This is a genomic window from Arthrobacter sp. E1SS-5 (assembly GCF_057073715.1).
This window is the reverse complement of record NZ_CP172703.1, coordinates 1,782,461-1,803,523: the sequence shown is the minus strand read 5'-3', so window position 1 is coordinate 1,803,523 and position 21,063 is coordinate 1,782,461. Positions and strand designations below refer to the sequence as shown.

At 66.8% G+C, this 21,063-nt stretch carries 23 protein-coding genes, 6 tRNA genes and 1 riboswitch; of the genes, 7 read left to right on the top strand and 22 right to left on the bottom strand.

Annotation, left to right across the window (positions count from 1 at the left end; all coding sequences use genetic code 11):
- Positions 1-119: 119 nt before the first annotated feature.
- The 8 genes from lgt to hisI form a co-directional block, all read right to left on the bottom strand.
- Positions 120-1,286, bottom strand: coding sequence for a prolipoprotein diacylglyceryl transferase (gene lgt, locus ACIGJD_RS08335; protein ID WP_483689098.1), 1,167 nt, complete (start codon positions 1,284-1,286; stop codon positions 120-122).
- A 3-nt stretch (positions 1,287-1,289) separates the two neighbouring features.
- On the bottom strand, positions 1,290-2,156 hold the full coding sequence (trpA, locus tag ACIGJD_RS08330) for a tryptophan synthase subunit alpha (RefSeq protein WP_483689097.1): 867 nt from the start codon (positions 2,154-2,156) through the stop codon (positions 1,290-1,292).
- Complete coding sequence (gene trpB, locus ACIGJD_RS08325; protein ID WP_483689096.1) at positions 2,153-3,472, bottom strand: tryptophan synthase subunit beta; 1,320 nt, start codon at positions 3,470-3,472, stop codon at positions 2,153-2,155. The genes trpA and trpB overlap by 4 nt, the downstream gene beginning before the upstream one ends.
- Positions 3,473-3,586: 114 nt before the next feature.
- Positions 3,587-4,408 carry an indole-3-glycerol phosphate synthase TrpC gene (gene trpC, locus ACIGJD_RS08320; protein ID WP_483689095.1) on the bottom strand — a complete coding sequence of 274 codons (822 nt, stop codon included), beginning with the start codon at positions 4,406-4,408 and terminating at the stop codon, positions 3,587-3,589.
- Positions 4,408-4,695, bottom strand: coding sequence for an HGxxPAAW family protein (locus tag ACIGJD_RS08315; RefSeq protein ID WP_056333411.1), 288 nt, complete (start codon positions 4,693-4,695; stop codon positions 4,408-4,410). Before ACIGJD_RS08315 ends, trpC begins: the two co-directional genes overlap by 1 nt.
- 105 nt (positions 4,696-4,800) lie before the next feature.
- Entirely contained in the window at positions 4,801-5,490 is a 690-nt protein-coding gene (locus ACIGJD_RS08310; protein ID WP_483689094.1) for a Trp biosynthesis-associated membrane protein, read from the bottom strand.
- On the bottom strand, positions 5,490-7,052 hold the full coding sequence (locus ACIGJD_RS08305) for an anthranilate synthase component I (RefSeq protein ID WP_483689093.1): 1,563 nt from the start codon (positions 7,050-7,052) through the stop codon (positions 5,490-5,492). Before ACIGJD_RS08305 ends, ACIGJD_RS08310 begins: the two co-directional genes overlap by 1 nt.
- 111 nt (positions 7,053-7,163) lie before the next feature.
- Entirely contained in the window at positions 7,164-7,604 is a 441-nt protein-coding gene (gene hisI / locus ACIGJD_RS08300) for a phosphoribosyl-AMP cyclohydrolase (RefSeq protein WP_483689092.1), read from the bottom strand.
- A 112-nt stretch (positions 7,605-7,716) separates the two neighbouring features.
- Here hisI and ACIGJD_RS08295 point away from each other — a divergent pair, with 112 nt between their 5' ends.
- Positions 7,717-8,361, top strand: a complete 645-nt coding sequence (locus ACIGJD_RS08295) for a TIGR03085 family metal-binding protein (protein ID WP_142134146.1) — start codon at positions 7,717-7,719, stop codon at positions 8,359-8,361.
- 52 nt (positions 8,362-8,413) lie between these two features.
- On the opposite strand, the gene hisF is transcribed toward ACIGJD_RS08295, so the two are convergent.
- The 14 genes from hisF to ACIGJD_RS08225 form a co-directional block, all read right to left on the bottom strand.
- Positions 8,414-9,190 carry an imidazole glycerol phosphate synthase subunit HisF gene (gene hisF / locus ACIGJD_RS08290; RefSeq protein WP_483689091.1) on the bottom strand — a complete coding sequence of 259 codons (777 nt, stop codon included), beginning with the start codon at positions 9,188-9,190 and terminating at the stop codon, positions 8,414-8,416.
- Positions 9,191-9,232: 42 nt separating this feature from the next.
- Entirely contained in the window at positions 9,233-10,093 is an 861-nt protein-coding gene (gene hisG / locus ACIGJD_RS08285) for an ATP phosphoribosyltransferase (protein ID WP_483689090.1), read from the bottom strand.
- A 91-nt stretch (positions 10,094-10,184) separates the two neighbouring features.
- Positions 10,185-10,448 carry a phosphoribosyl-ATP diphosphatase gene (locus ACIGJD_RS08280; RefSeq protein ID WP_009358176.1) on the bottom strand — a complete coding sequence of 88 codons (264 nt, stop codon included), beginning with the start codon at positions 10,446-10,448 and terminating at the stop codon, positions 10,185-10,187.
- A 101-nt stretch (positions 10,449-10,549) separates the two neighbouring features.
- A complete protein-coding gene (gene ribH / locus ACIGJD_RS08275; protein ID WP_237430287.1) occupies positions 10,550-11,038 on the bottom strand; it encodes a 6,7-dimethyl-8-ribityllumazine synthase in 489 nt (162 codons plus the stop codon).
- A gap of 32 nt (positions 11,039-11,070) precedes the next feature.
- Positions 11,071-11,805, bottom strand: coding sequence for a GTP cyclohydrolase II (ribA, locus tag ACIGJD_RS08270; protein ID WP_483689089.1), 735 nt, complete (start codon positions 11,803-11,805; stop codon positions 11,071-11,073).
- Complete coding sequence (gene ribB / locus ACIGJD_RS08265) at positions 11,802-12,554, bottom strand: 3,4-dihydroxy-2-butanone-4-phosphate synthase (RefSeq protein WP_483689088.1); 753 nt, start codon at positions 12,552-12,554, stop codon at positions 11,802-11,804. Before ribB ends, ribA begins: the two co-directional genes overlap by 4 nt.
- Complete coding sequence (locus tag ACIGJD_RS08260; RefSeq protein WP_483689087.1) at positions 12,551-13,225, bottom strand: riboflavin synthase; 675 nt, start codon at positions 13,223-13,225, stop codon at positions 12,551-12,553. Before ACIGJD_RS08260 ends, ribB begins: the two co-directional genes overlap by 4 nt.
- Positions 13,225-14,364, bottom strand: coding sequence for a bifunctional diaminohydroxyphosphoribosylaminopyrimidine deaminase/5-amino-6-(5-phosphoribosylamino)uracil reductase RibD (ribD, locus tag ACIGJD_RS08255; RefSeq protein ID WP_483689457.1), 1,140 nt, complete (start codon positions 14,362-14,364; stop codon positions 13,225-13,227). The genes ACIGJD_RS08260 and ribD overlap by 1 nt, the downstream gene beginning before the upstream one ends.
- 186 nt (positions 14,365-14,550) lie before the next feature.
- Positions 14,551-14,700: riboswitch (FMN riboswitch) on the bottom strand.
- A 39-nt stretch (positions 14,701-14,739) separates the two neighbouring features.
- Entirely contained in the window at positions 14,740-15,417 is a 678-nt protein-coding gene (gene rpe / locus ACIGJD_RS08250) for a ribulose-phosphate 3-epimerase (protein WP_483689086.1), read from the bottom strand.
- 82 nt (positions 15,418-15,499) lie between these two features.
- Positions 15,500-17,146, bottom strand: coding sequence for an RsmB/NOP family class I SAM-dependent RNA methyltransferase (locus tag ACIGJD_RS08245; protein ID WP_483689085.1), 1,647 nt, complete (start codon positions 17,144-17,146; stop codon positions 15,500-15,502).
- Complete coding sequence (gene fmt / locus ACIGJD_RS08240) at positions 17,143-18,063, bottom strand: methionyl-tRNA formyltransferase (RefSeq protein WP_483689084.1); 921 nt, start codon at positions 18,061-18,063, stop codon at positions 17,143-17,145. The genes ACIGJD_RS08245 and fmt overlap by 4 nt, the downstream gene beginning before the upstream one ends.
- The gene (gene def, locus ACIGJD_RS08235) at positions 18,060-18,662 is read right to left on the bottom strand and encodes a peptide deformylase (RefSeq protein ID WP_483689083.1); all 603 of its coding nucleotides are present in this window, start codon (positions 18,660-18,662) and stop codon (positions 18,060-18,062) included. Before def ends, fmt begins: the two co-directional genes overlap by 4 nt.
- Positions 18,663-18,736: 74 nt before the next feature.
- Positions 18,737-19,597, bottom strand: a complete 861-nt coding sequence (locus ACIGJD_RS08230; RefSeq protein WP_483689082.1) for a cytochrome — start codon at positions 19,595-19,597, stop codon at positions 18,737-18,739.
- A gap of 104 nt (positions 19,598-19,701) precedes the next feature.
- Positions 19,702-19,773: transfer RNA gene (locus ACIGJD_RS08225), tRNA-Val, on the bottom strand.
- A 306-nt stretch (positions 19,774-20,079) separates the two neighbouring features.
- On the opposite strand from ACIGJD_RS08225, the gene ACIGJD_RS08220 reads away from it, so the two are divergent.
- The 6 genes from ACIGJD_RS08220 to ACIGJD_RS08195 all read left to right on the top strand — a co-directional run bounded on the left by ACIGJD_RS08220 (position 20,080) and on the right by ACIGJD_RS08195 (position 21,020).
- Positions 20,080-20,152 (top strand) — tRNA-Gly (locus tag ACIGJD_RS08220).
- A 47-nt stretch (positions 20,153-20,199) separates the two neighbouring features.
- Positions 20,200-20,270 (top strand) — tRNA-Cys (locus ACIGJD_RS08215).
- Positions 20,271-20,308: 38 nt separating this feature from the next.
- A tRNA-Val gene (locus tag ACIGJD_RS08210) sits at positions 20,309-20,380 on the top strand.
- Positions 20,381-20,432: 52 nt separating this feature from the next.
- Positions 20,433-20,505, top strand: a tRNA-Gly gene (locus tag ACIGJD_RS08205).
- A 33-nt stretch (positions 20,506-20,538) separates the two neighbouring features.
- Positions 20,539-20,613: transfer RNA gene (locus tag ACIGJD_RS08200), tRNA-Val, on the top strand.
- Between the two features lie 143 nt (positions 20,614-20,756).
- Complete coding sequence (locus tag ACIGJD_RS08195; RefSeq protein ID WP_142134170.1) at positions 20,757-21,020, top strand: antitoxin; 264 nt, start codon at positions 20,757-20,759, stop codon at positions 21,018-21,020.
- Positions 21,021-21,063: the final 43 nt, after the last annotated feature.

Sequence of the window (21,063 nt, the reverse complement as noted above, 5' to 3'; positions counted from 1 at the left end):
GGCCCCTGCCCAGGGCAGCGCCGGGTGCCATTTCTGATTTTCCGGACTGCCCCATGCCACGACATTGTGGTTTTGCGGGCCCTTCGAGCGGTGGCTCTGCTGCCCTCCCGGCCGGCGCCCTACTTGACGGTGCCTGCCTCCGATGCGGGTCCGGTGGCTGTGCTGCCGGCATGACCGGCAGTCGTGGCATCCGTTCCGGGCTTCGAGCCTTCCGATGCCGCCGCGGCCTCTTCCGTGGGGTCGGAAGCATGCCTGGAACCGCTGTGGTTATCAGGGAGATTACCACGCGAATCACTATCTGAGACAACGTTGTCCGTATCACGGACTTTGTGACTGGCGCCCGAATCCGTGGCGGCTTCCTCGGCCTTTTCCGGCTCGTGGCCCCGCAGGTAGACGGTGTCCGGATCCGGACGGCCCTTGAGGCCCAGCAGGATGAAGGCAATCAGTGCCGCGAGGAAGACGAAAATGCTGGTCCACACGTTGAGCCGGGTGGTGATGCCGAGGATGCTGATCTGCTCTGCGTCATCGATGCGCATGGCCTCGATCCAGACCCGGCCCAGGGTGTAGTACATGGCGTACAGCCAGAAGAGCCTGCTCCGGCGGAAGTGGAAGCGCCGGTCCAGGGCGAGCAGGATCAGCACGCCGGCCAGGTTCCACAGCGACTCGTAGAGGAAGGTGGGGTGGAACAGGGTGTCTGCGGGCATGCCTGCAGGAAAGTTGGGGTTGTTGGGGTCGATCTGCAGGCCCCAGGGCAGGGTGGTGGGCCCGCCGAAGAGTTCCTGGTTGAAGTAGTTGCCCCACCGGCCGATGGCCTGCGCCAGGAGCAATCCGGGTGCCGCTGCGTCAACGAAAGCGCTCAGCTTGACCCCGCTGCGCCGGCAGCCGATCCAGGCGCCAACGGCGCCAAGGACGACGGCGCCCCAGATTCCCAGCCCACCCCGCTGGATTTGCGGGATGAGGGAGAGGTCACCTGTGCCGTCGAAGCCGGGACCGAAGTAGGCGTCCGGCGATGAGACCACGTGGTAGAGCCGGCCGCCGATGATGCCAAAGGGGATGGCCCAGATGACGATGTCCCAGACACTGCCTTCAGGGGCGCCGCGCTTGGCCCACCGCACGGATGTCAGCCACAGGCCGACGATGATTCCGGCCAGGATGCACAGCGCATAGGCGTGGATCCGCAGGCTGCCCCAGGGCAGGGGGATGTCGAAGCCGGACCAGTCCGGGCTGGGGATGCTCGCCGGAACGAGAGCGGGGGCCACCGCGGCTGCCTGAAGGAGTGCCTGCATGCCTTAGGCCCCGCTTTCCTGCGTCGCCCCGTTGACCTTCGCCAGGCCGGTGCTGAGGTCCTTGGTGAGGGTGGCCACTGCGTCCACGCCGCCATCGCCCAGCGTCTTCACCAGGGCGGTGCCCACGATGACGCCTTCTGCGTAGGCGGCAATCTCACGTACCTGGTCGGCGTTGGACACGCCCAGGCCCACGCAGACGCGTTCCGCGCCGGCGCCGTGTGCTGCGGAGACAACATCCTTGGCGGCGCTGCTCACCGAGGTACGGGCGCCGGTGACGCCCATGATGGAGACGGCGTAGACGAAGCCGCGGCTCGCATCCACAGTGCGCTGCATGCGCTCCGGGGTGGAGGAAGGCGCCACGAGGAAGACCCGGTCCAGGCTGTACTTGTCCGAGGCTTCCATCCATTCGGCGGCCTCGTCGGGAATGAGGTCGGGAGTGATGAGTCCCGCTCCCCCGGCTTCGGCCAGCCGGCGCGAGAACTCGTCCACGCCCATGCGGACTACGGGGTTCCAGTAGGTCATGACCAGGACGGCGGCCTCTGTCTGGCTGGTGATGCCGGCAACGACGTCGAACACCTGGCTGACGTGGAAGCCCTTGGCAAGCGCCTCGGTGGTGGCGGCCTGGATGACCTGGCCGTCCATGACGGGATCCGAATACGGGATGCCGATTTCGATCAGGTCGGCGCCGTTTCGGGCCGCGGCGATGCCGGCGGCGATGGATTCCTCGACGCTGGGGTAACCGGCGGGCAGGTACGCGATGAGGGCTGCACGGCCCTGGGACCGTGCCCTGTCAATGGCCGCCGCGGCCTTGCTGGTGCCCGCTGCCTGGTTGGCCGTTCGTGCCGTGCCGTTGATCTCTGCGCTGCTCACAGCTGCTCCCCCTCTTTGCCGATTTCGGATTCGGCGGAATTCTTGTCCAGCAGGTCAAACCATTCGGCGGCGGTGGCCACGTCCTTGTCACCGCGCCCGGACAGGTTGACGATGACAATCTTCTCCCCCGCGGCGGCAGGGTCCTCGGCGGCGAGCCGCTGGCCCACCTTGATGGCCCCGGCCAGCGCGTGCGAGGACTCGATGGCGGGGATGATGCCCTCGGTGCGGCACAGGAGGCGGAAGGCCTCCATGGCTTCGCTGTCCGTGATGGGCTCGTAGCTGACCCGGCCGATGTCGGCCAGGTAGGAGTGCTCCGGGCCGACTCCCGGGTAGTCCAGGCCGGCGGAAATGGAGTGCGACTCGATGGTCTGCCCGTCGTCGTCCTGCATGAGGTAGGAGCGTGCGCCGTGCAGCACACCGGGCTTGCCCAGCGTGATGGTGGCGGCGTGCCGGCCGGTCTCCACGCCCTCGCCGCCGGCTTCAAAGCCGTAAATCTTCACGGAAGGATCGTCCAGGAAGCCGTGGAAGATGCCGATGGCGTTGGAACCGCCGCCGATGCAGGCGCAAACCGCGTCCGGAAGGCGTCCCTCCTGTTCCAGGATCTGGGCGCGGGCTTCGTCTCCGATGACCTCGTGGAAGTACCGCACCATGGCCGGAAAGGGGTGCGCACCCGCCGCGGTTCCCAGCAGGTAGTGGGTGTTGGCGACGTTGGCCACCCAGTCGCGGAGGGCATCGTTGATGGCGTCCTTGAGGGTCTGCGACCCGCTGGTGACCGGAATGACCTTGGCGCCGAGCAGTTCCATCCGGGCGACGTTCAGCGCCTGGCGGCGGCAGTCCTCAGCGCCCATGTACACCACGCATTCCATGCCCATCAGGGCGGCGGCCGTGGCACTGGCCACGCCGTGCTGGCCGGCACCGGTCTCAGCAATGATGCGGGTCTTGCCCATGCGCTTGGCGAGCAGGGCCTGGCCCAGGACGTTGTTGATCTTGTGTGAGCCGGTGTGGTTCAGGTCCTCGCGCTTCAGGAACACCCGCACTCCCCCGGCGTGCTGGGAAAACCTCTTGGCCTCCGTCAGCAGGGACGGACGGCCGGAGTAGTTCTTGTTCAGGTCCGCGATTTGGGCCCGGAACTCGGGATCGTCCTTGGCCTTGTTGAAAGTCTCTTCGAGTTCGTCCAGGGCGGCGATGAGGGACTCAGGCATCCATCGCCCGCCGTAGTTGCCGAAGTACGGCCCCGGGGCGTGGCGGAGGGATCCGGCCTGCAGGAATGCTTCCGCGGTGTTGTTGTCAGCGTTTCCTGAGGGTGCTTGAGCCATCAGTCCTGTCCTGTTCGTAGATAGCGGTCATAAGTCTTGTGGTCCGGCGCGGAGCCGGGGTGCGTCCCGCGGGGCCGGCCGGCGGCCCCGCAGGATCAGGTACGCAGTGGTGCCTCAGGCGCGGGCTGCGATGGCGGCGGCGCCCGCGGCAGTGAACTCAGCGATTCGTTCGCGCGGGGTGGCGTGGCTTACCAGCGCCTCGCCCACCAGTATCGCGTTGGCACCGCTGGCGGCGTAGTGAGTGACGTCTTCAGCGTCACGGACGCCGGATTCGGCGACCACGACGGCCTCGGCGGGGATCTTCCCCGCCAGTGAGGCAAAAACCGAACGGTCGACGTCGAGTGTCTTCAGGTTGCGCACGTTGACGCCGATGATGCGCGCTTTGGCCGCGACGGCACGCTCGATCTCTTCATCCGTGTGCGTCTCCACCAGCACGTTCATGCCAAGTTCATGGCTGAGGGCGCTGAATTCGGAGAGCTGGGCGTCCGAAAGGGCCGCCACGATCAGGAGGATGAGGTCGGCACCGTGGGCACGGGCTTCCCAGATCTGATACTCATCAAGCGTGAAATCCTTGCGCAGCAAGGGGGTGTCGACGGCGGCGCGCACGGCGTCGAGGTCGGCCAGCGACCCGTTGAAGCGGCGCTGCTCGGTGAGCACGCTGATCACGGAAGCACCGCCGTCGGCGTACTGCCGGGCGAGCGAGGCAGGATCCCCGATGCTGGCGAGATCGCCCTTGGAGGGGCTGCGGCGCTTGATTTCGGCAATGACCTTCAGCTGTTCCCGGGTTGGGGAGGTTCCGCCGAGGGCAGCCCAGGCGTCGCGGGCAGGTGCCGCGGCCCGGGCCAGATCCTTCAGCTCGGCCAGGGAAACGAGCCGCTTCCTGGCTTCCATATCCTCCCTGACACCGGCATTGATGTCATCGAGAACAGTCGCCATCAGTGCCCGGAGTTCTTCAGCTTGCTGCCTTCGACGCCGTAGCCTGCCTTGCGCATGACGTAACCGAGGATCAGGCCGATCACCATGACAACGGCGCCGCCGATGAAGATGGGGGTGCTGGCGATGACGAATGCGATGGCTGCGATGAGGGCGCCCACGAGCATGACGATGACGCAGGTCCAGGCGGCCGGGCTGTTGCCGTGGCCCAGTTCCTGGCTGTGGTCAATGGCGCCGGGGGCAACCGTGCGGGTGCCTGACTTGGAAACGGACGCAGGTGCTTTGCTCATGGAAAATCTCCTCAGGATGGATACTGCTTACATTCTGCCATTTTTTGGCTGCCGCCCGCGTACCGACGGGCTTCAACCCCCACGCCCGTACTGGCGGCCCCGGCCTTAGGTGGGGTCCTCGCCCCGGGAAAGCCGGTCCCAGCTGTCGATCTCGTCCACCGGGCCGGCCGGTGCAGCGCTCCCGGCGGGACCCGGGGCATCGTATTTGGTGCGCGTCTTCCAGTAGCGGGACGCGGGCAGGATCAACAGGGCTGCCAGGGCCAGCAGGCAGCCGGCGACGACGGCGAGCACGGGAAAGGCCGTGACCTCTACGTGCGCCTGGCTGCCGGAAACACCGGTGGCCCCCGCGATGGTTCCTTGCGCCGCCGCGAGCGGATCAGCCAGGACCATGGCCGCGGCGGTCGCCACCCCGGCTGAAGCAAGAAGGATGATGGCGGTGATGACCCAGCGGGCGATCCTGCCGGCAATGGTCGCTGCGAGACCGCCGGCCAGGGCTACCAGGGCCAGTGCCGTCACGGTAGTGGCAGCCTTGCTGCCTTGCACCTGGATCGCGTTTTGGGCTGCTGCCGCCTGGCCCACCTGGTTGGGGTCCAGGGTGGCGGTCATCCAGGTCTGCGTGGTGGTGCCAAAGGCGGCCAGGGCCAGGAGGGTGATCAGCAGCACCACGTTGGACTTGCGCGCCCACACCGGCACGGCACGGGACCTTGTGGACCTGCCCGGCGTATCTGCGTTGCCTGGCCTGCCCGGCTTATCGGCGTTGTCTGGGCGGCCGGCGGCGGCTGCGGAGCCGGGCATCAGGACTCCGTCCCGCCGGGGAGGGATTCCGGGGAGATGTTGTGCAGGGAGCCGGCCGTGTGCACTGCCCGCAGCGGCGCGGCGGCCTTGTTGACGGTTTCCAGGGCCTCGGTTGGGTTCACCGAGTCCGCCACAATGCCGCCGCCGGCCTGGACGTACGCGCGCCCTTCCCGGATCAGGGCGGACCGAATGGCGATGGCCATGTCCATGTCACCGGCGAAATCCAAATAGCCCACCACGCCGCCGTAGATGCCGCGGCGGTGCGGTTCCAGCTCGTCGAGCAACCGCAGGGCACGCGGCTTGGGCGCCCCGGAAAGGGTACCGGCCGGGAACGTGGCCTTCAGGACGTCGTACGCCTTGGCCTGCGGGGAGAGCCGGCCCACCACGGTGGACACCAGGTGCATGATGTGGCTGAAGCGTTCAACCTCCATGAACTGCGTGACGTCCACGGTTCCGGCAACGCAGACCTTGGAGAGGTCGTTGCGGGAGAGGTCCACCAGCATCAGGTGCTCGGCACGTTCCTTCTGGTCCGCCAGGAGTTCCTCGGCCAGCGCCTTGTCCGCTTCCACCGTCTTCCCGCGGGGGCGGGAGCCGGCGATGGGGTGGGTAATGACTTCCTCGCCCGTCACCGTCACCAATGCTTCCGGCGAGGACCCGACGATGGAGTACTCCCTGCCCTCGGCGTCGGCAAGGCTGAAGATGTACATGTACGGGCTGGGGTTGGTGTTGCGCAGCACGCGGTACACGTCCAGTGCGGGCGCCTTGCACTCCATCTCGAACCGGCGCGAGATCACCACCTGGAAGACTTCGCCGTCCACGATGGCTTCCTTGCCGCGGTCCAACGCCGCGAGGTATTCGGCTTCATCCCAGCGTTCCTGGACGCTGGAGGCGAAGTCCAGGGCTGCGGGTGCCAGCACGGACACGGGCTGTACCACTGGGGCGCTGATCCTGGCCAAGAGTTCCTTGACCCGGGCCACGGCGTCGTGCCAGGCCTCGTCCACCCGCTCCGAGCTGTTGTCGAAGTTGATGGCGTTGGCGATCAACAGGACGGTGCCGTCCACGTTGTCATGCACGGCCATGTCGGTGACCAGGTTCAGGGCCATTTCCGGCAGTTGCAGGTCGTCCTCGGGCGGGCTGACCAGCCGTTCCCAGTGCCGGACGGTTTCCCAGCCAAGGAAGCCCACCAGGCCGGAGGTGAAGGGCGGCAGTCCTTCGAAGCGGTCGGTGCGCAGGGCGTCGATGGTGTCGCGGATGGCGTCCACGGGGCTGCCGCTGACCGGCACGCCGGCCGGTGGCTCGCCCAGCCAGTGCGCCTGGCCGTCTTTGGTGGTCAGGGTGGCGCGGGACCTGGCGCCGATGAAGGAATAGCGGGACCAGGCTCCGCCCACCGCCGCCGATTCCATCAGGAAGGTGCCGGGCTGGCCCTGCGCCAGCTTCCGGTACAGGCCGATGGGGGTCTCGGCGTCGGCCAGGACCTTGAGCCTGACGGGGATGACGCGGCTGTGGCCGGCGAGTTCCCGGAATTCCTCAAGGCTTGGGCTGATGGTTCCAAGGTCCTGCATGGCTATGCTTGTCCGCCTGTTCGTCGAAAGGCCCGGCGTAGCCGGCACCTTGGGTGTGCTTGCTGGGGTGGCCGCAGCCGTAGTGGGGCGGGCCGGGGCAGCGTTATCCGCTTAGCCCGCCTGCCCTACCACCACGGCCAGGTCCCTGCCGTCAAAGCAGGTGCGGGTGCCCGTGTGGCAGGCGGCGCCTACCTGGTCGACGCGCACCAGCAGTGCGTCGCCGTCGCAGTCCATGGCCACGGATTTGACCCACTGGACGTGCCCCGAGGTATCGCCCTTGCGCCAGTACTCCTGGCGTGAGCGGGAGTAGAACGTCACCCGGCCGGTGGTCATGGTGCGGTGCAGGGCTTCATCGTCCATCCAGCCGAGCATCAGGACTTCGTTGGTGTCGTACTGCTGCACCACTGCTGCCACCAGGCCTGCGGCGTCGCGCTTGAGCGCGGCTGCCAGCTCTTCCGGAAGGGGGCTGGCCGGGTGTGTTTCAGCGGACGACGGCGACGCTTGGGACACGGCGGATCCTGCGGTTTGGACGGGGGTTGGCTGCTCAGACATCGGGTCAAGTCTAGTGCCTTCACGCACCCGCTCTCCTGTTGTGAACAACGGCACGCCACCGGCCACTGCAGTGCTGCCCAACTCCACAGCTCTCGTGCTAGTTTCACAAGTGATGCATTTCGTCGAACCGTCCCGAGAAGTCCTGGCCGAAACCCTGCTTGCGGCCGGCCCTGATGCGCCCACCCTGTGCAAGGGCTGGCGCACCAGGGACCTTGCCGCGCACCTGTACCTGCGCGAGCGGAAGGCCGCCGTTGGGCTGGGCCTGGTCATCAAGCGGCTGGCCAAGGCGTCGGACCAGGCAACCGCCAAGCTGGCTGCCAAGCTCACCGGTAACGAGGACTACGCCCGGCTGGTGAACACCTTCCGCGCGGGTCCGCCGGCGCTCTCCCCGATGAGCATCAAGGCGCTGGACGAAAGCGCCAACCTGATCGAGTACTTCGTCCACACCGAGGATGTCCGCCGGGCCGTGGACCGGTGGGCCCCCAGGGCCTTGGATGAGGCCTACTCCGACGCGCTGTGGGACGAACTGGTGAAGCGCGCTGCCATTCTGTACCGCGGCGTGGACCTTGGCATTGTGCTGGTCCGCCCGTCGGGTCCGCGCCACGTCGCCAAGCGCGCGCCTGTTTCCGTGGCAATTGTCGGCGAACCGGGCGAACTGCTGATGCACGCCCACGGCCGCACGCGCCACGCCCTGGTCACCTTCGAAGGCCAGCCCGACGCCGTCGCCCTCCTCCAGTCCGCGGAAGTAGGACTATAAAACACAAGGCCGGGTCACTCCGTGACCCGGCCTTGTGTTTCTGCGGCTGCTGTTACCGTACTTCGAAGCCCGCTTCGCGAATGGCGTCCTTGACCTGGTGCATCATGTTGTCCGGGCCCCAGTGGAAGATCGAGGCGGCCAGGACGGCGTCGGCCCCGGCTGCCACAGCGGGCGGGAAGTGGGCAGGTTCCCCCGCCCCGCCGGAGGCGATGATCGGAACCTTGACAGCGGCCCGGACCAGCTTGATCAGCTCGAGGTCGAAGCCATCCTTGGTGCCGTCGGCGTCGATCGAGTTCAGCAGGATCTCCCCCACCCCGCGCTCTGCGGCTTCCCTGGCCCACTCGATCGCGTCGATCCCGGTGCCGGTGCGCCCACCGTGGGTGGTCACTTCGAATCCCGACGGCGTGGGCTGGGACCCCGGGCGGGTGCGCCGGGCGTCGACGGACAGGACCAGCACCTGGGAACCGAAGTGCCGGGTGATTTCGTCGATGACGTCAGGCCGGGCCACCGCCGCGGTATTGATGGAGGCCTTGTCGGCGCCGTAGCGCAGGAGCTTGTCCACCTCGGCGACGCCGCGGACGCCGCCGCCCACGGTCAGCGGGATGAAGACTTCCTCGGCGGTGCGGCGGACCACGTCGAAGGTGGTCTCGCGGTTGCCGGAGGAGGCGGTGACGTCAAGGAACGTCAGTTCGTCGGCACCGGCGTTGTCGTAGCGGTGTGCGAGCTCAACGGGGTCGCCGGCGTCGCGGAGGCCCTCAAAGTTGACGCCCTTGACCACGCGCCCGGCGTCGACGTCGAGGCAGGGAATGACCCGTACTGCTACTGCCATGGGAACTCCTGGATATTCTGCGGGACTGTTGGGTGCCGGTTGTCAGATGCGGCAGGCGTGGATGCTGCTGACCAGGATGGCGCGGGCCCCGAGGTCGTACAGTTCGTCCATGATCCGGTTGGTTTCCTTCTTGGGCACCATGGACCGGACGGCCACCCAGTCGGAGTCGCGCAACGGCGAGACGGTGGGCGATTCGAGGCCGGGGGTCAGGCTGGCGGCCTTTTCCACGAGTTCCTTGCGGATGTCGTAATCCATCAGCACGTACTGGCGCGCCACCAGGACACCCTGGAGGCGGCGGATCAGGACTTCGATCTCCTTTGCGGTGCCGTTGGCGGCGCCGCCGCTGCCGGTGCGCCGGATGAGGACGGCCTCGGACTTGAGGATGGCGTCGCCGAAGATTTCCATTCCGGCGGCCTTGAGCGTGTTGCCGGTTTCCACGACGTCGGCGATGGCGTCGGCAACGCCGAGCCGGACTGATGACTCAACGGCGCCATCGAGGCGGACCACCTTGGCGTTGATGCCGCGCTCGGCAAGGTAGTTGCGCAGCAGGCCGTCGTAGCTGGTGGCAAGGCGCTTGCCTTCAAGCTCGGCGGCGGAGCTGAAGTCGCCTACCGGCCCGGCGAAGCGGAAGGTGGAGGCGGCGAATCCCAGCGGAAGCAGCTCTTCTGCTTCCACCTCGGCGTCCAGGAGCAGGTCGCGGCCGGTGATGCCGACGTCGAGCGTTCCCTGCCCCACGTATACTGCGATGTCGCGGGGACGGAGGAAGAAGAACTCGATGTCGTTGTCGGGGTCCACCATGACCAGCTCACGGCTGTCGCGCCGCTGGCGGTATCCGGCTTCGGAGAGCATGGCGGAGGCGGCTTCGGACAGGGAGCCTTTGTTGGGGACGGCTACTCGCAGCATGGGAAATTCTTTCTGGATTTGAAATGTCTAGGTGTTCAAGCAGTGCAGGCCACGGCAGGAACCGGCGGCAAAAGGCGCGCCGGACCGGTGGCTACAGATGCTTGTAGACGTCTTCCAGAGTCAGGCCTTTGGCGAGCATCAGAACCTGCAGGTGGTACAGCAGCTGGGAGATTTCCTCGGCCGCGGCTTCATCGGATTCATATTCGGCAGCCATCCATACTTCGGCTGCTTCCTCAACGACTTTTTTGCCGATGCCGTGAACACCGGACTCCAATTCAGCGACGGTGCGGGAGCCTTCCGGGCGGGTGGCTGCCTTCTCGCTGAGCTCAGCGAACAGCGTCTCGAAATTCTTCACGCCCTCCAGCCTACTTGCTGCGGCCGCAAGGGCGCTTCCCGGGCCCTTGCATGACGGGCGCGATGTGAGGGAATACACACCGCACCCGTCCGCTGGAGCGTTTAGTTGCGGTACTGCTTGAGGACGACGGCGGTGGCCAGTGCCGCGGTCACGGCTTCGTGGCCCTTGTCCTCCTTGGAGCCCGGCAGGCCGGCGCGGTCCAGGCCCTGCTGCTCGTTGTCGCATGTGAGCACGCCAAAGCCCACCGGCACTCCGGTGGAGACGCTGACGTCGGTGAGGCCCGACGTCGCGGCCTGGCAGACGTAGTCGAAGTGCGGGGTTCCGCCGCGGATTACGACGCCGAGGGCAACCACGGCGTCAAAGTGCGGTGCCAGCCGCGCGGCAGCCACCGGAAGCTCAAAGCTGCCGGGAACCCGCAGGACGGTGGGCTCGGCGATGCCGGCGTCCTTGGCTGCCCGGAGCGCGCCGTCCAGGAGCCCGTCCATGATCTGGGTGTGCCAGCTGGCTGCGATGATCGCCAGTTTCAGCTGCGAGGTTTCGGCCGGATTGAGGGTGCTGAGGTCAATGTCGGGGGCGCCGTGTCCGCTCATGGGTTCTTCTATTCCGTTCGTTCTTGGAGACGTCAGTCTTGTTCGTGGTCGTAGGGGGTTTCGGGGGCCGGCACGGAAACGGGAGCCACTTGGGTGTCCAGCAGCAGGCGGTGTTCCATGCGGTCCTTCTTGGTACGCAGGTACCGGATGTTCTGTTCACGGGACGGCACCTCGGTGGGCACCATTTCCACGACCTTCACCCCGGCCTTGGCCAGCCTGTTCTGCTTGTCGGGGTTGTTGCTCAACAGCCGTACCTCGTGCAGCCCCATCTCGGCGAGGATCTGGGCTGCGGCTTTGTAGCACCGGGCATCAACGGGCAGGCCCAGCTGCTCATTGGCTTCCACAGTGTCGAAGCCTGCTTCCTGCAGCGCGTAGGCCTTGATCTTGTTGGCCAGGCCGATGCCCCGGCCTTCCTGGCCCCGCAGGTAGAGCAGGGTGCCGCCGTTGTCCCGGATCAGTTCCAGTGCGAAGGCAAGCTGTTCACCGCAGTCGCACCGGTACGAACCGAAGACGTCGCCGGTCAGGCACTCGGAGTGCAGGCGCACCAGGGGAGCTTTTCCATCGGTGGGAGGGTTGGGGGAACTGACGGCCAGGTGCTCAACGCCGGTCACGAGGTCCGTCCATGCCTGGGCCACGAAGTCGCCAAAGGCAGTGGGAAGTTGGACGATGGGCCCTCCGCTGACGGGATGGGGCGCTTCACCGGACACCGCGTGGGGCTTCCGGTGACCGTCCTGGTGGCTGTCGTCGCTGGCTGCCGCTGCCGTCATGGCTTCTCCTTCTCTTCGCCCGGGACCGCCCGGGCATCCTCCTGCGGGACTCCCCCGGCCCCGGCTTCAAGATACGCCACGAGGTCCTCGATGGAGATCAGGGGGCACCCATGTTCAGCTGCGAACGAACGGAGCCCGTCCAGGCGCATCATTTCACCGTCGTCATACACCACTTCCGCGATCACCCCGACAGGCTCCAGGCCCGCCAGGCGGCACAGGTCCACTGCGGCCTCCGTATGGCCCTGGCGTTCCCGCACACCTCCGTCAACTGCCCGCAGCGGGAAAATATGCCCCGGACGGGTCACGGAGGCAGGAACCGCATATGGGTCCGCGAGGATGCGGGCGGTCAGGGCGCGGTCCGTCGCAGAGATGCCGGTGCTGACACCTGTGGCGGCGTCGCAGGACACGGTGTAGGCGGTGCCCTTCGCGTCCTCATTGACGGCCGTCATGGGAGGCAGGGCCAGGGCGTCGGCGCGGTCTCCGGTCAACGGCACGCAGATGACGCCGGAGCTGTACCGGATGGTCCAGCCCATCAGTGCCGGGGTGGCGTGCTGGGCGGCGAAGATGATGTCGCCCTCGTTCTCCCGGTCCTCGTTGTCGACAACCAGCACGGGCCGGCCGGCAGCCATGGCGCGCACGGCGTCGTCAATGGAGTCAAGTCCCCTGGCTGGTGTGCCCGGTGTGGCCGGTGCTGCGGCGGCCACGGGTGCGGCGGCGGTGCTGGATTCCAGGTCTACTGCGGCGTTCACCGTGCACCTCCCGCGATGGCTGCTTCCGTCCCGCCTGCCGCGCCGGTCCCAGATGCTGCAGTGCCACTGAAGGCAAGCAGGCGTTCGGTGTATTTGGCCAGCACATCCACTTCCAGGTTGACCCGGCTGCCGGTGGTCTTGGTGCCCAGCCCGGTTTCGGCCAGGGTGGTGGGAATCAGGCCCACTTCGAACCAGGGCTCCTGCTCGGCTGCCGGGCTGACTTCCGTTACCGTAAGGGAGACGCCGTCAATGGCGATGGAACCCTTTTCGGCGATGTAGCGGGCCAGGTTGGTGGGCACGCCAAAGCGCAGCCGTTCCCAGTTGCCCTGGGGTTCGCGTTCCAGCAGGACGCCTACACCGTCCACATGTCCCTGCACCACGTGCCCGTCCAGGCGGCCGCCCGCGGGGACGCAGCGCTCCAGATTAACGGTGTCCCCGGCGGCAAGCTCGCCGATGGTGCTGCGGACCAGGGTTTCGCCCATAACGTCCACGCTGAAGTCCTTGCCGTCAATTTCGGTCGCGGTGAGGCAGACTCCGTTGACGGCGATCGAGCCGCCCAGTGCCAGGCCCTCGGTGGAGCCGGGCGCGTGCAGGCGAAGGGTGGCGCTGGTGTCGCCGTCACGCTCCACGGACAGCACTTGCCCCTGCTCGGCAATAATTCCGGTGAACATCAGTAGCCTCCCTGGGCTTGCTCCGCGGTGGCGCGGGTTGGTTGGTGGTCGAGTGCAACTTTGCGCTGCGGTCTGAGGTGCAGTCGAAGGTCCCGGCCCAGCATGCGGACCGCGCCGCCGTCGGACAGGTCCCATTCCCACTGCTGGGCGTCGGGGAGGCTGGTGATGCCCAGCCCGTTCAACGAGGGGGTGCCGGATCCCAGCAGGGTTGGCGCCAGGTACACGATGAGTTCATCCACCAGGCCTGCTGCCAGGAAGGAGCTGAGGATGCTGGAGCCGCCCTCCACCATGACGTGCCGGGTGCCGGCGTCGTACAACATGGACAGCGCCTGCCGCGGGTCCCGGGTGGGAAGGTGCACGGCCAGGCCGTCGTCGCCGTGGATGGCGGCGTCCTCCGGAATCCCGCGGAGCCCCATGACGGCCCGGACTGGCTGCTTTGGCGCCGGGTTGCCCTCGGTGTCCCGGGCGGTCAGCCGGGGGTTGTCCACCAGTACGGTCTGGGTGCCCACCAGGATGGCGTCGATGCGGCTGCGGATCCCGTGGTTATCGGCCAGGGACTCTGCGCTGGAGATCCACTGGCTGGTGCCGTCTTCGGCAGCGATCCGCGCGTCCAGTGTCTGGGCGATGTGGAGGGTGACGAAGGGGCGCTTGGCAGCCACTGCCTCGAACCACTGGCGGTTCAGGTCCAGCGCCTCGTCTGCGCCAAGGCCGCTCCGGACCCGGACGCCGGCCGCACGCAGGGTTGCGGCGCCACCGGCAGCGGGGTCATGGGGGTCGTCCACCGCGTACACCACATCGTTGATCCCGGCGGCGATGATCGCCTCCGTGCACGGGCCGGTGCGGCCCACATGGTTGCAGGGCTCCAGCGTGACCACCATGGTGCAGCCGGACAGATCCAGGCCGACGGCGGCAGCCCGGGCAATGGCGTCGGCCTCGGCATGCGCGGTGCCGGCTCCGCGGTGGTAACCCGTGACGAGTTCCCGTCCGTCAGGACCGACGACGACGGCACCCACCAGGGGATTTGCACCGCGCGGTCCCTGCAGGGCTGCCTGGAGGGCATGTTCCATGGCCCGGGTTTCTTCCGCACTGAAGGCCGTGACCACCCCGGCGGCAGTTTGAAGTTCCACGGCGTCCGTCATGCGGTGGCCGTTGCTGGCTGCCTGGACGCGGAATGAGGGCACGCCATCGAAGCGGCAGGAGTTTCGGCGTTAAAGAGCCATCGCTGGGGGTTCATTCGTGTGTCGTTCCTTCCCTGTCGAACCGCGATGGCTCCGGGGATACGACAGCAGAACGCTGCGCAGCGCGATGGCTGCACAGATACAGCTGTACGTGCTTCTCTCATCCAGACTTTAACTGTCGGTACCGGAATTCCACCGGTTCAACCGTCCGCCGGAATTCTCCTGGAGAGAACACCGGCTCGCGGGTCGCGGACTGTCACCGCCGGTTCGGACTTACACCGACCCCGGAGCACGTATGTGTGTTGCTATTGTGCCACAACCGGAAGGGGCTCCCGGTTATTCCGTCGCCGCACGTAATGTGCGGGCACCCTTGGCACGCAGCAGGTCGATGGCCGCGGCGGGATCCTCAGCGCCGTAAACGGCGGAGCCTGCCACGAAGACATTGGCGCCCGCCTCAGCGGCGCGCTCAATGGTGTCCTCGGTGATGCCGCCGTCCACCTGGATGGCCACGGCCGCCCCTGATCCGTCCACGGCCGCGCGGGCCCTGCGGATCTTGGGCAGGGTGACATCCAGGAAGGCCTGCCCGCCGAAGCCTGGCTCCACGGTCATGATGAGCAGCATGTCCAACTCCGGCAGCATGTCCAGGTAGGGCTCCACGGGGGTTGCGGGGCGCAGGGCCATCCCCGCCTTGGCTCCCCTGCTCCTCAGCTCCCTGGCCAGCTTGATGGGTGCGATGGAGGCTTCGGCGTGGAATGTGACCGATGCCAGGCCCGCGTCAGCGAACCCCGGAGCCCAGCGGTCGGCATCGGCAATCATGAGGTGGGCGTCGAGCGGAACCGGGCTGACGGCCTGGATGCGCTGGACGACGGGAAGTCCGATGGTCAGGTTGGGGACGAAGTGGTTGTCCATGACGTCCACGTGCACGGCGTCGGCATTGCTGATCCGTCGAAGTTCGGCCTCAAGGTTGACGAAGTCGGCGGAGAGGATGCTCGGGTTGATGCAGCACTGCGTCAAGTGTGTGCCTTTCGGTCGGAGGTGCGGTGGTCCCACGGAGGGATGCTGGGGTGGTTGAAAGCTGCACGGGTGTTTCTCCCGTTCAGGCCTTCTTCTTGATCAGGGCCAGGAACATGGCGTCGGTGTGGTGAATGTGGGGCCAAAGCTGGGCTGTCATGTCGTGCCCCGCATCGAGGCTTCCGGTCAGGCTGACGGCGTCAAGGGCGGCGCCGGCGTCGAGGAGCTCAAGGTCATCACGCTTGCGCAGGACGTCCGCCACCACCGCAGTGGTCTCGGCCGGATGCGGGGAACAGGTCACATAGGCCACCACTCCCCCGGGACGGACTGCCGCAAGGGCGGAGGACAGCAGCTCGCGCTGCAGCGGGCCCAGGTCCGTGATGTCCTTGGGAGAACGCCGCCATCGGGACTCCGGCCTGCGCCGCAGTGCCCCCAGCCCGGTGCAGGGAACGTCAACCAGCACACGGCTATACCGTTCGGGCTGCTCAGCTCCCACTTCCCGGCCGTCCCCGGTGCGGACCTGCCAGCTCCCGTGCGGAACAGCGGACAGCGCCTGGCTGACGAGCTTTGCCCTGTGCGGCGCGGGTTCGTTCGCCAGCAGCGTGGCACCGCGCTGGTGCGCCAGGGCACCAAGGAGGGCAGCTTTTCCTCCCGGGCCGGCGCAGAGATCGAGCCATGCTTCTTCTGCAGTGGACGGAAGCGCTTCTTTGGTGGGCGCCGCGCCATCTTCGCCTGCATTCCCTGATGCCGCGCCGAGGTCCACGCCCGCAAGGGCCCTGGCCACCAACTGGGAACCAACGTCCTGCACCCGCGTGGTGCCCGCGCGCACGGATGCAAGGCGGCCCAGGTCCCCGCCACTGGAGAGAGCGGAACCTTCCACCAGCTCGCCGGGGGCAGCACCGTTTTCCAGGGCTTCGTCCAGGCTGCCCAAGCCGGGAAGGGCCACCAGGTTGACCACCGGGGCCGCGTTGTCCGCCTCCAGCAGGCTGTCGATTTCGGTGGCGGGCCGGCCGTGGGCCACAAGCGACTGGCGCATGGCCCGGACGATCCATTCGGGGTGGGCGAACCGGAGCGCGGCAATCTTCGTCTGGTCGGTTTCACCTTCCACCAGCAGGTCCAGCCACTCTTCAAGGGTCCGTGCGGACACTTTTCGCAGGACCGCGTTGATCAAGGCGGAGGGACCGGCGCCGATGACGGCGCGGGCCAGCCCGACGGTCTGGTCCAGCGCTGCGTGCGCCGGGACCCTCATGGCCAGCAGCTGGTGCGTGCCGATGCGGAGGGCGTCCAGGACGGCGGGATCCAGTTGGGACAGGGGCCGGTCCACGCACCGGGCCAGGATGGCGTCATAGGTGCCTTGGCCACGCAGGGCCCCGTAGCTCAGCTCGGTGGCAAACCCGGCATCCCGCTTGTCCAGGTGGTGGTGCCGGATCCGGGCGGGCAGCACCAGGTTGGCGTAGGCATCCTCCTCAGCCACGGCGCGGAGGACTTCGAAGGCCACCAGGCGGGCGGGGTCGGCACGCCTGGTCCGCTGCGACGGCGCCTGCTCCGTGAAGTTCCGTTTTGGCCCGCGGTTGCGTTCCCGCCCCTTGGCATTGCGCCTGCTGGTGTCCGGGGGCCCGCCCTTGCCACGGCCGCCAGCGGGTCCACCGCTGCTGCCATGGCCGTTCCGCCCGGCCCCGCCCCGTCCTCCGGTGCTGCCTTGTCCGCCTGTGTTGCCACCGGAGCTGCTCATTCGAACACCACACTTTCCAGAGAAGCCATGCCGCGTGCCCAGTCGGCTGCGGCCATCATCTTTTTCCCGGCGGGCTGGATCCGGGTGAGTTCCACGGCATGCGACCCTGTTCCCACCAACACGGTCTTCCCGTGGAGCGATACCGTGCCTGGGGGCAGGTCAGTGACATCCGGCCGGAGCCGCACAGGCTCGAGTTTGACCCGCTGACCGTCGAGCAGGGTCCAGGCGCCCGGCTCCGGGGTGACGCCGCGCGCCTGCCTGCTGATGGCCAGCGCGGGATGGGTCCAATTGAGGTGGCCGTCCTCCAGGGTCAGCTTCGGCGCAAGTGATACTTCCCCGGCCTGCGGCTGGGGGGAGGCTTTTCCAGCATCGATGGCCGACAATGTCTGTGCCAGCAGCACCGCACCGCTGTGGGACAGCCGCTCCAGCAGGTCACCTGCGGTGTCCTGCTGTTTGACGGCCTCCGTGAGGGTGCCGAAGACAGGCCCGGTGTCCAGGCCTTCCTCGAGTTGGAAGGTAACAGCACCGGTGACGTCATCACCGGCGATGACGGACCGCTGGACAGGGGCGGCCCCGCGCCAGGCGGGAAGCAGGGAGAAGTGAAGGTTCACCCAGCCGTGCCGCGGGATGCCCAAGGCTGCGGGCGGAACCAGGCCGCCATAAGCGACGATGGCGGCAACATCCGGCTGCACGGCGGAGATTTTGGCGATGGCCTCCGCGTCCAGGCGGGCGGCATGGATGACATCGATGCCCAGCTCAGCGGCCCGTTGCGCAACCGGCGACGGCGTCAGCACGCGTTTCCGGCCGATGGGCGCATCGGGACGGGTCAGGACGGCGACGACCTCGAACCCGGCGTTGACCAGCGCGTCCAGGGATGGGACTGCGACGGCGGGGGTTCCCGCGAAGAGGACCCTCACCCGGCTGCGCCGAAGCTGGAGCCGGGGGTGCTGTTTCCGCCGAAGCTGGACCCGCCGAAACTCGAGCCCACGCTTTTGGCGCGTTTGGCCGTGGTGCGTTCGGTCACGGCGTCGTAATTGGCATTGCGGATGGACCGCAACGCAGCCTTCCGGTCCTCGCCCTCAAGCCGGTCGGTGTAGAGGATGCCGTCCAGGTGGTCGTTCTCGTGCTGGAAGCAGCGTGCCAGCATCCCCTCCCCTTCGATGGAAACCGGATTTCCATGCATGTCCACGCCGGTGACCCGCGTGGACCGGTAGCGGCGGACCGGGAACCCGAGGCCCGGGATGGAGAGGCAGCCTTCCACGTGGTCCGGCTGGTAGTCCGCGCTGTTCTCCAGCACAGGGTTGATGATGTGCCCTTCGACGCCGTCGATGCGGTAGGTGAAGACGCGCTTGCTGACGCCGACCTGGGGCGCTGCAAGGCCGGCGCCGTCCACGTCCTCCATGGTCTCGGTCATGTCGGCGACCAGTTTGGCAAGCTCGGGTCCGAATTCCGTCACGGGATCGGCAACTGTGCGCAGCACAGGATCGCCGATGATGCGGATATTCAGAATAGCCATGCGCTGTTTGTCCTCACGGTTGGCGGCAATTGGAACTTATCCAGTTTAGGTGCAGCTGTGGCGGCTGCACGGAGCTAGGCGGTGCGGGCCTGGGCCAGCGGCGGCGGGGCGATGGGCAGCAGGGCCGTGCCGGCACTGATGGTGTCAGCGTTCAGTTCCCAGACCCGGCGCAGCGCGCAGAACTTCCACCAGTGGTGCTTGAGCACTTCGGGGTTGGCCCGGACGGGCCGGACTTCTGTCTCACCGATGGCAACGGCCAGCAGGACCGGGTTTTCCCCATACTTCCAGGGCTCCCAGGTTCCGGCCTCCGCATCCACCAGGCTTTCTTCCGCCTTCATCCCGGCTACCAGCTGCATGACCACTTTGTCATCCAGGGGCTTGACCAGCCCGTCCCGGGTGGTGCCCTTGGTCTTGTAGTCGATCAGGCAGATGCGTCCGTTGATACGCGCTACCAGGTCAAGGGTTCCGGCGTAGCCCACGGAGTCGTTCCACACCGTGATTTCGGGAGCGATGGGCTCCACCCGGAAGAGTTCCCACCATTCGTCGAAGCGGACCGCGAAGGCTTCCTCGCCGTTGGCGGCCAGGGCTTCGCGTGCCTCCTTCATGGCGTGCGGGCGCCCAAGCGCACGCAGTGCCACCTGCTCGCAGTAGTAATGGACACGGTCCCCCCGCCTGGCGGCATCGTCACGGTAGGTTTCTGCAGCCTTGGCAGCGCGGTTGATGGCCTGCTTGATCTTGGCCGGGCTCCCCAGGCAGTCCGAGAGCAGCGGGTCATTGGCCAGGCTGCTGGCACCCATGTATCCAAACCACCCGTCGAGGCCGTGCGGCTGCTGGCTGATCACGGTGGTGATGGAAGGCACGGCGAACTGCTCAGACGTTGACCGTGCGTACATCCGGCCGTATTCGGTGGCGTGGGCGAGAAGCGGATCAGTCATACAAAAGACTCTTTCACAGGGGGCCGACAAAAGCTCCAAGGGCCGGAGCTGCACACGAAAAAGGTCCGTCTCCGCTGCTGATGAGCGGAAACGGACCTCTGCGGTGGGCGATACTGGGTTCGAACCAGTGACCTCTTCGGTGTGAACGAAGCGCGCTACCACTGCGCCAATCGCCCCGATGCATTTGAATGCTAGCCCACCACTGCCCCATTTCAAAAATCGGCCCCGGCGCCCCGACGCACCCCCGTGCAGAAGTGCCTCCAGCAGCACGTCGGACCCGTAGCCCGGCCGCGGAAGCAGCCACCCGGCGTCGTAAATTACACGCCTGTAAGTCCCTGAACCCTTGGAATCACGCGGAAGCAGAGGCCATTCCACGTCAGGCGGCCGGAGCGATTTGGAGTTTCCCGGAACCTCCTATATTGTTTTTACTCGTTGGAACGCGAGGAAATGCCGGAAACGGCAAGGAATCAACCCTCCAAAATGCGGACGTAGCTCAGCTGGTAGAGCACCACCTTGCCAAGGTGGATGTCGCGAGTTCGAATCTCGTCGTCCGCTCGCAGGACACTGTCACAGCAAACATTCTTCGGAATCGACGCTAACACGGTGGGTTGGCCGAGAGGCGAGGCAGCGGCCTGCAAAGCCGTATACACGGGTTCGAATCCCGTACCCACCTCGGTGAAAACCATGGACTCCGGATTTTTCGGAGTCAATGGGCGATTGGCGCAGCGGTAGCGCGCTTCCCTGACACGGAAGAGGTCACTGGTTCGATCCCAGTATCGCCCACTGGCAAGGAAACTTGCCCGCAGTACCGCCGGTTTACCGGAACAACCTGCACGCGGACGTAGCTCAGCTGGTAGAGCACCACCTTGCCAAGGTGGATGTCGCGAGTTCGAATCTCGTCGTCCGCTCTCTTTTATCCCACTTACCGGGCTTCCGGTTCCGGGCGATTGGCGCAGCGGTAGCGCGCTTCCCTGACACGGAAGAGGTCACTGGTTCGATCCCAGTATCGCCCACCACGAAAAGCAGCTCTCCGGAGCTGCTTTTGTCGTTTCCCCGCATCCGCTCCGGGCGAACGAAATTCCCTTGGCACCCCTTCTCCGCCCCGATAGGATCGAATGCGCGAGGAGCGACCTGGCTCCGCGATAGAAGGGAGGTGCTCGTGGGTTTGATTGACGATCTAAAGGGCAAGGCTCAGGGTCTCATCCGCGGCAACGAGCAGGCCATCAAGGACGGCATCACCAAGGCCGGCGATTTCGTCGACACCAGGACCGGCGGCAAGTACGCGGGCCATGTCGACAAAATCCAGGATGGCGCTTCCAAGCTCATTGACAAGAACGGAACCCCGGGCCAGGCACCTGCCGCCGGGCAGGTTCCGCCGGCAGCTCCTGGAAATCCGGTTCCGCCGGTAGACAGGGCTCCGTAAAGGATTTGGCCAGGGCCTTGCCCCTGCACGTCAACGGGGCGCG

Coding starts and splice junctions, on each gene's coding strand:
- lgt (WP_483689098.1), bottom strand. CDS start 1,286: ATGCAGGCACTCCTTCAGGCAGCCGCGGTGGCCCCCGCTCTCGTTCCG.
- trpB (WP_483689096.1), bottom strand. CDS start 3,472: ATGGCTCAAGCACCCTCAGGAAACGCTGACAACAACACCGCGGAAGCA.
- trpC (WP_483689095.1), bottom strand. CDS start 4,408: ATGGCGACTGTTCTCGATGACATCAATGCCGGTGTCAGGGAGGATATG.
- ACIGJD_RS08315 (WP_056333411.1), bottom strand. CDS start 4,695: ATGAGCAAAGCACCTGCGTCCGTTTCCAAGTCAGGCACCCGCACGGTT.
- ACIGJD_RS08310 (WP_483689094.1), bottom strand. CDS start 5,490: ATGCCCGGCTCCGCAGCCGCCGCCGGCCGCCCAGACAACGCCGATAAG.
- ACIGJD_RS08305 (WP_483689093.1), bottom strand. CDS start 7,052: ATGCAGGACCTTGGAACCATCAGCCCAAGCCTTGAGGAATTCCGGGAA.
- hisI (WP_483689092.1), bottom strand. CDS start 7,604: ATGTCTGAGCAGCCAACCCCCGTCCAAACCGCAGGATCCGCCGTGTCC.
- ACIGJD_RS08295 (WP_142134146.1), top strand. CDS start 7,717: ATGCATTTCGTCGAACCGTCCCGAGAAGTCCTGGCCGAAACCCTGCTT.
- hisF (WP_483689091.1), bottom strand. CDS start 9,190: ATGGCAGTAGCAGTACGGGTCATTCCCTGCCTCGACGTCGACGCCGGG.
- hisG (WP_483689090.1), bottom strand. CDS start 10,093: ATGCTGCGAGTAGCCGTCCCCAACAAAGGCTCCCTGTCCGAAGCCGCC.
- ribH (WP_237430287.1), bottom strand. CDS start 11,038: ATGAGCGGACACGGCGCCCCCGACATTGACCTCAGCACCCTCAATCCG.
- ribA (WP_483689089.1), bottom strand. CDS start 11,805: ATGACGGCAGCGGCAGCCAGCGACGACAGCCACCAGGACGGTCACCGG.
- ACIGJD_RS08260 (WP_483689087.1), bottom strand. CDS start 13,225: ATGTTCACCGGAATTATTGCCGAGCAGGGGCAAGTGCTGTCCGTGGAG.
- ribD (WP_483689457.1), bottom strand. CDS start 14,364: ATGACGGACGCCGTGGAACTTCAAACTGCCGCCGGGGTGGTCACGGCC.
- ACIGJD_RS08245 (WP_483689085.1), bottom strand. CDS start 17,146: ATGAGCAGCTCCGGTGGCAACACAGGCGGACAAGGCAGCACCGGAGGA.
- def (WP_483689083.1), bottom strand. CDS start 18,662: ATGGCTATTCTGAATATCCGCATCATCGGCGATCCTGTGCTGCGCACA.
- ACIGJD_RS08230 (WP_483689082.1), bottom strand. CDS start 19,597: ATGACTGATCCGCTTCTCGCCCACGCCACCGAATACGGCCGGATGTAC.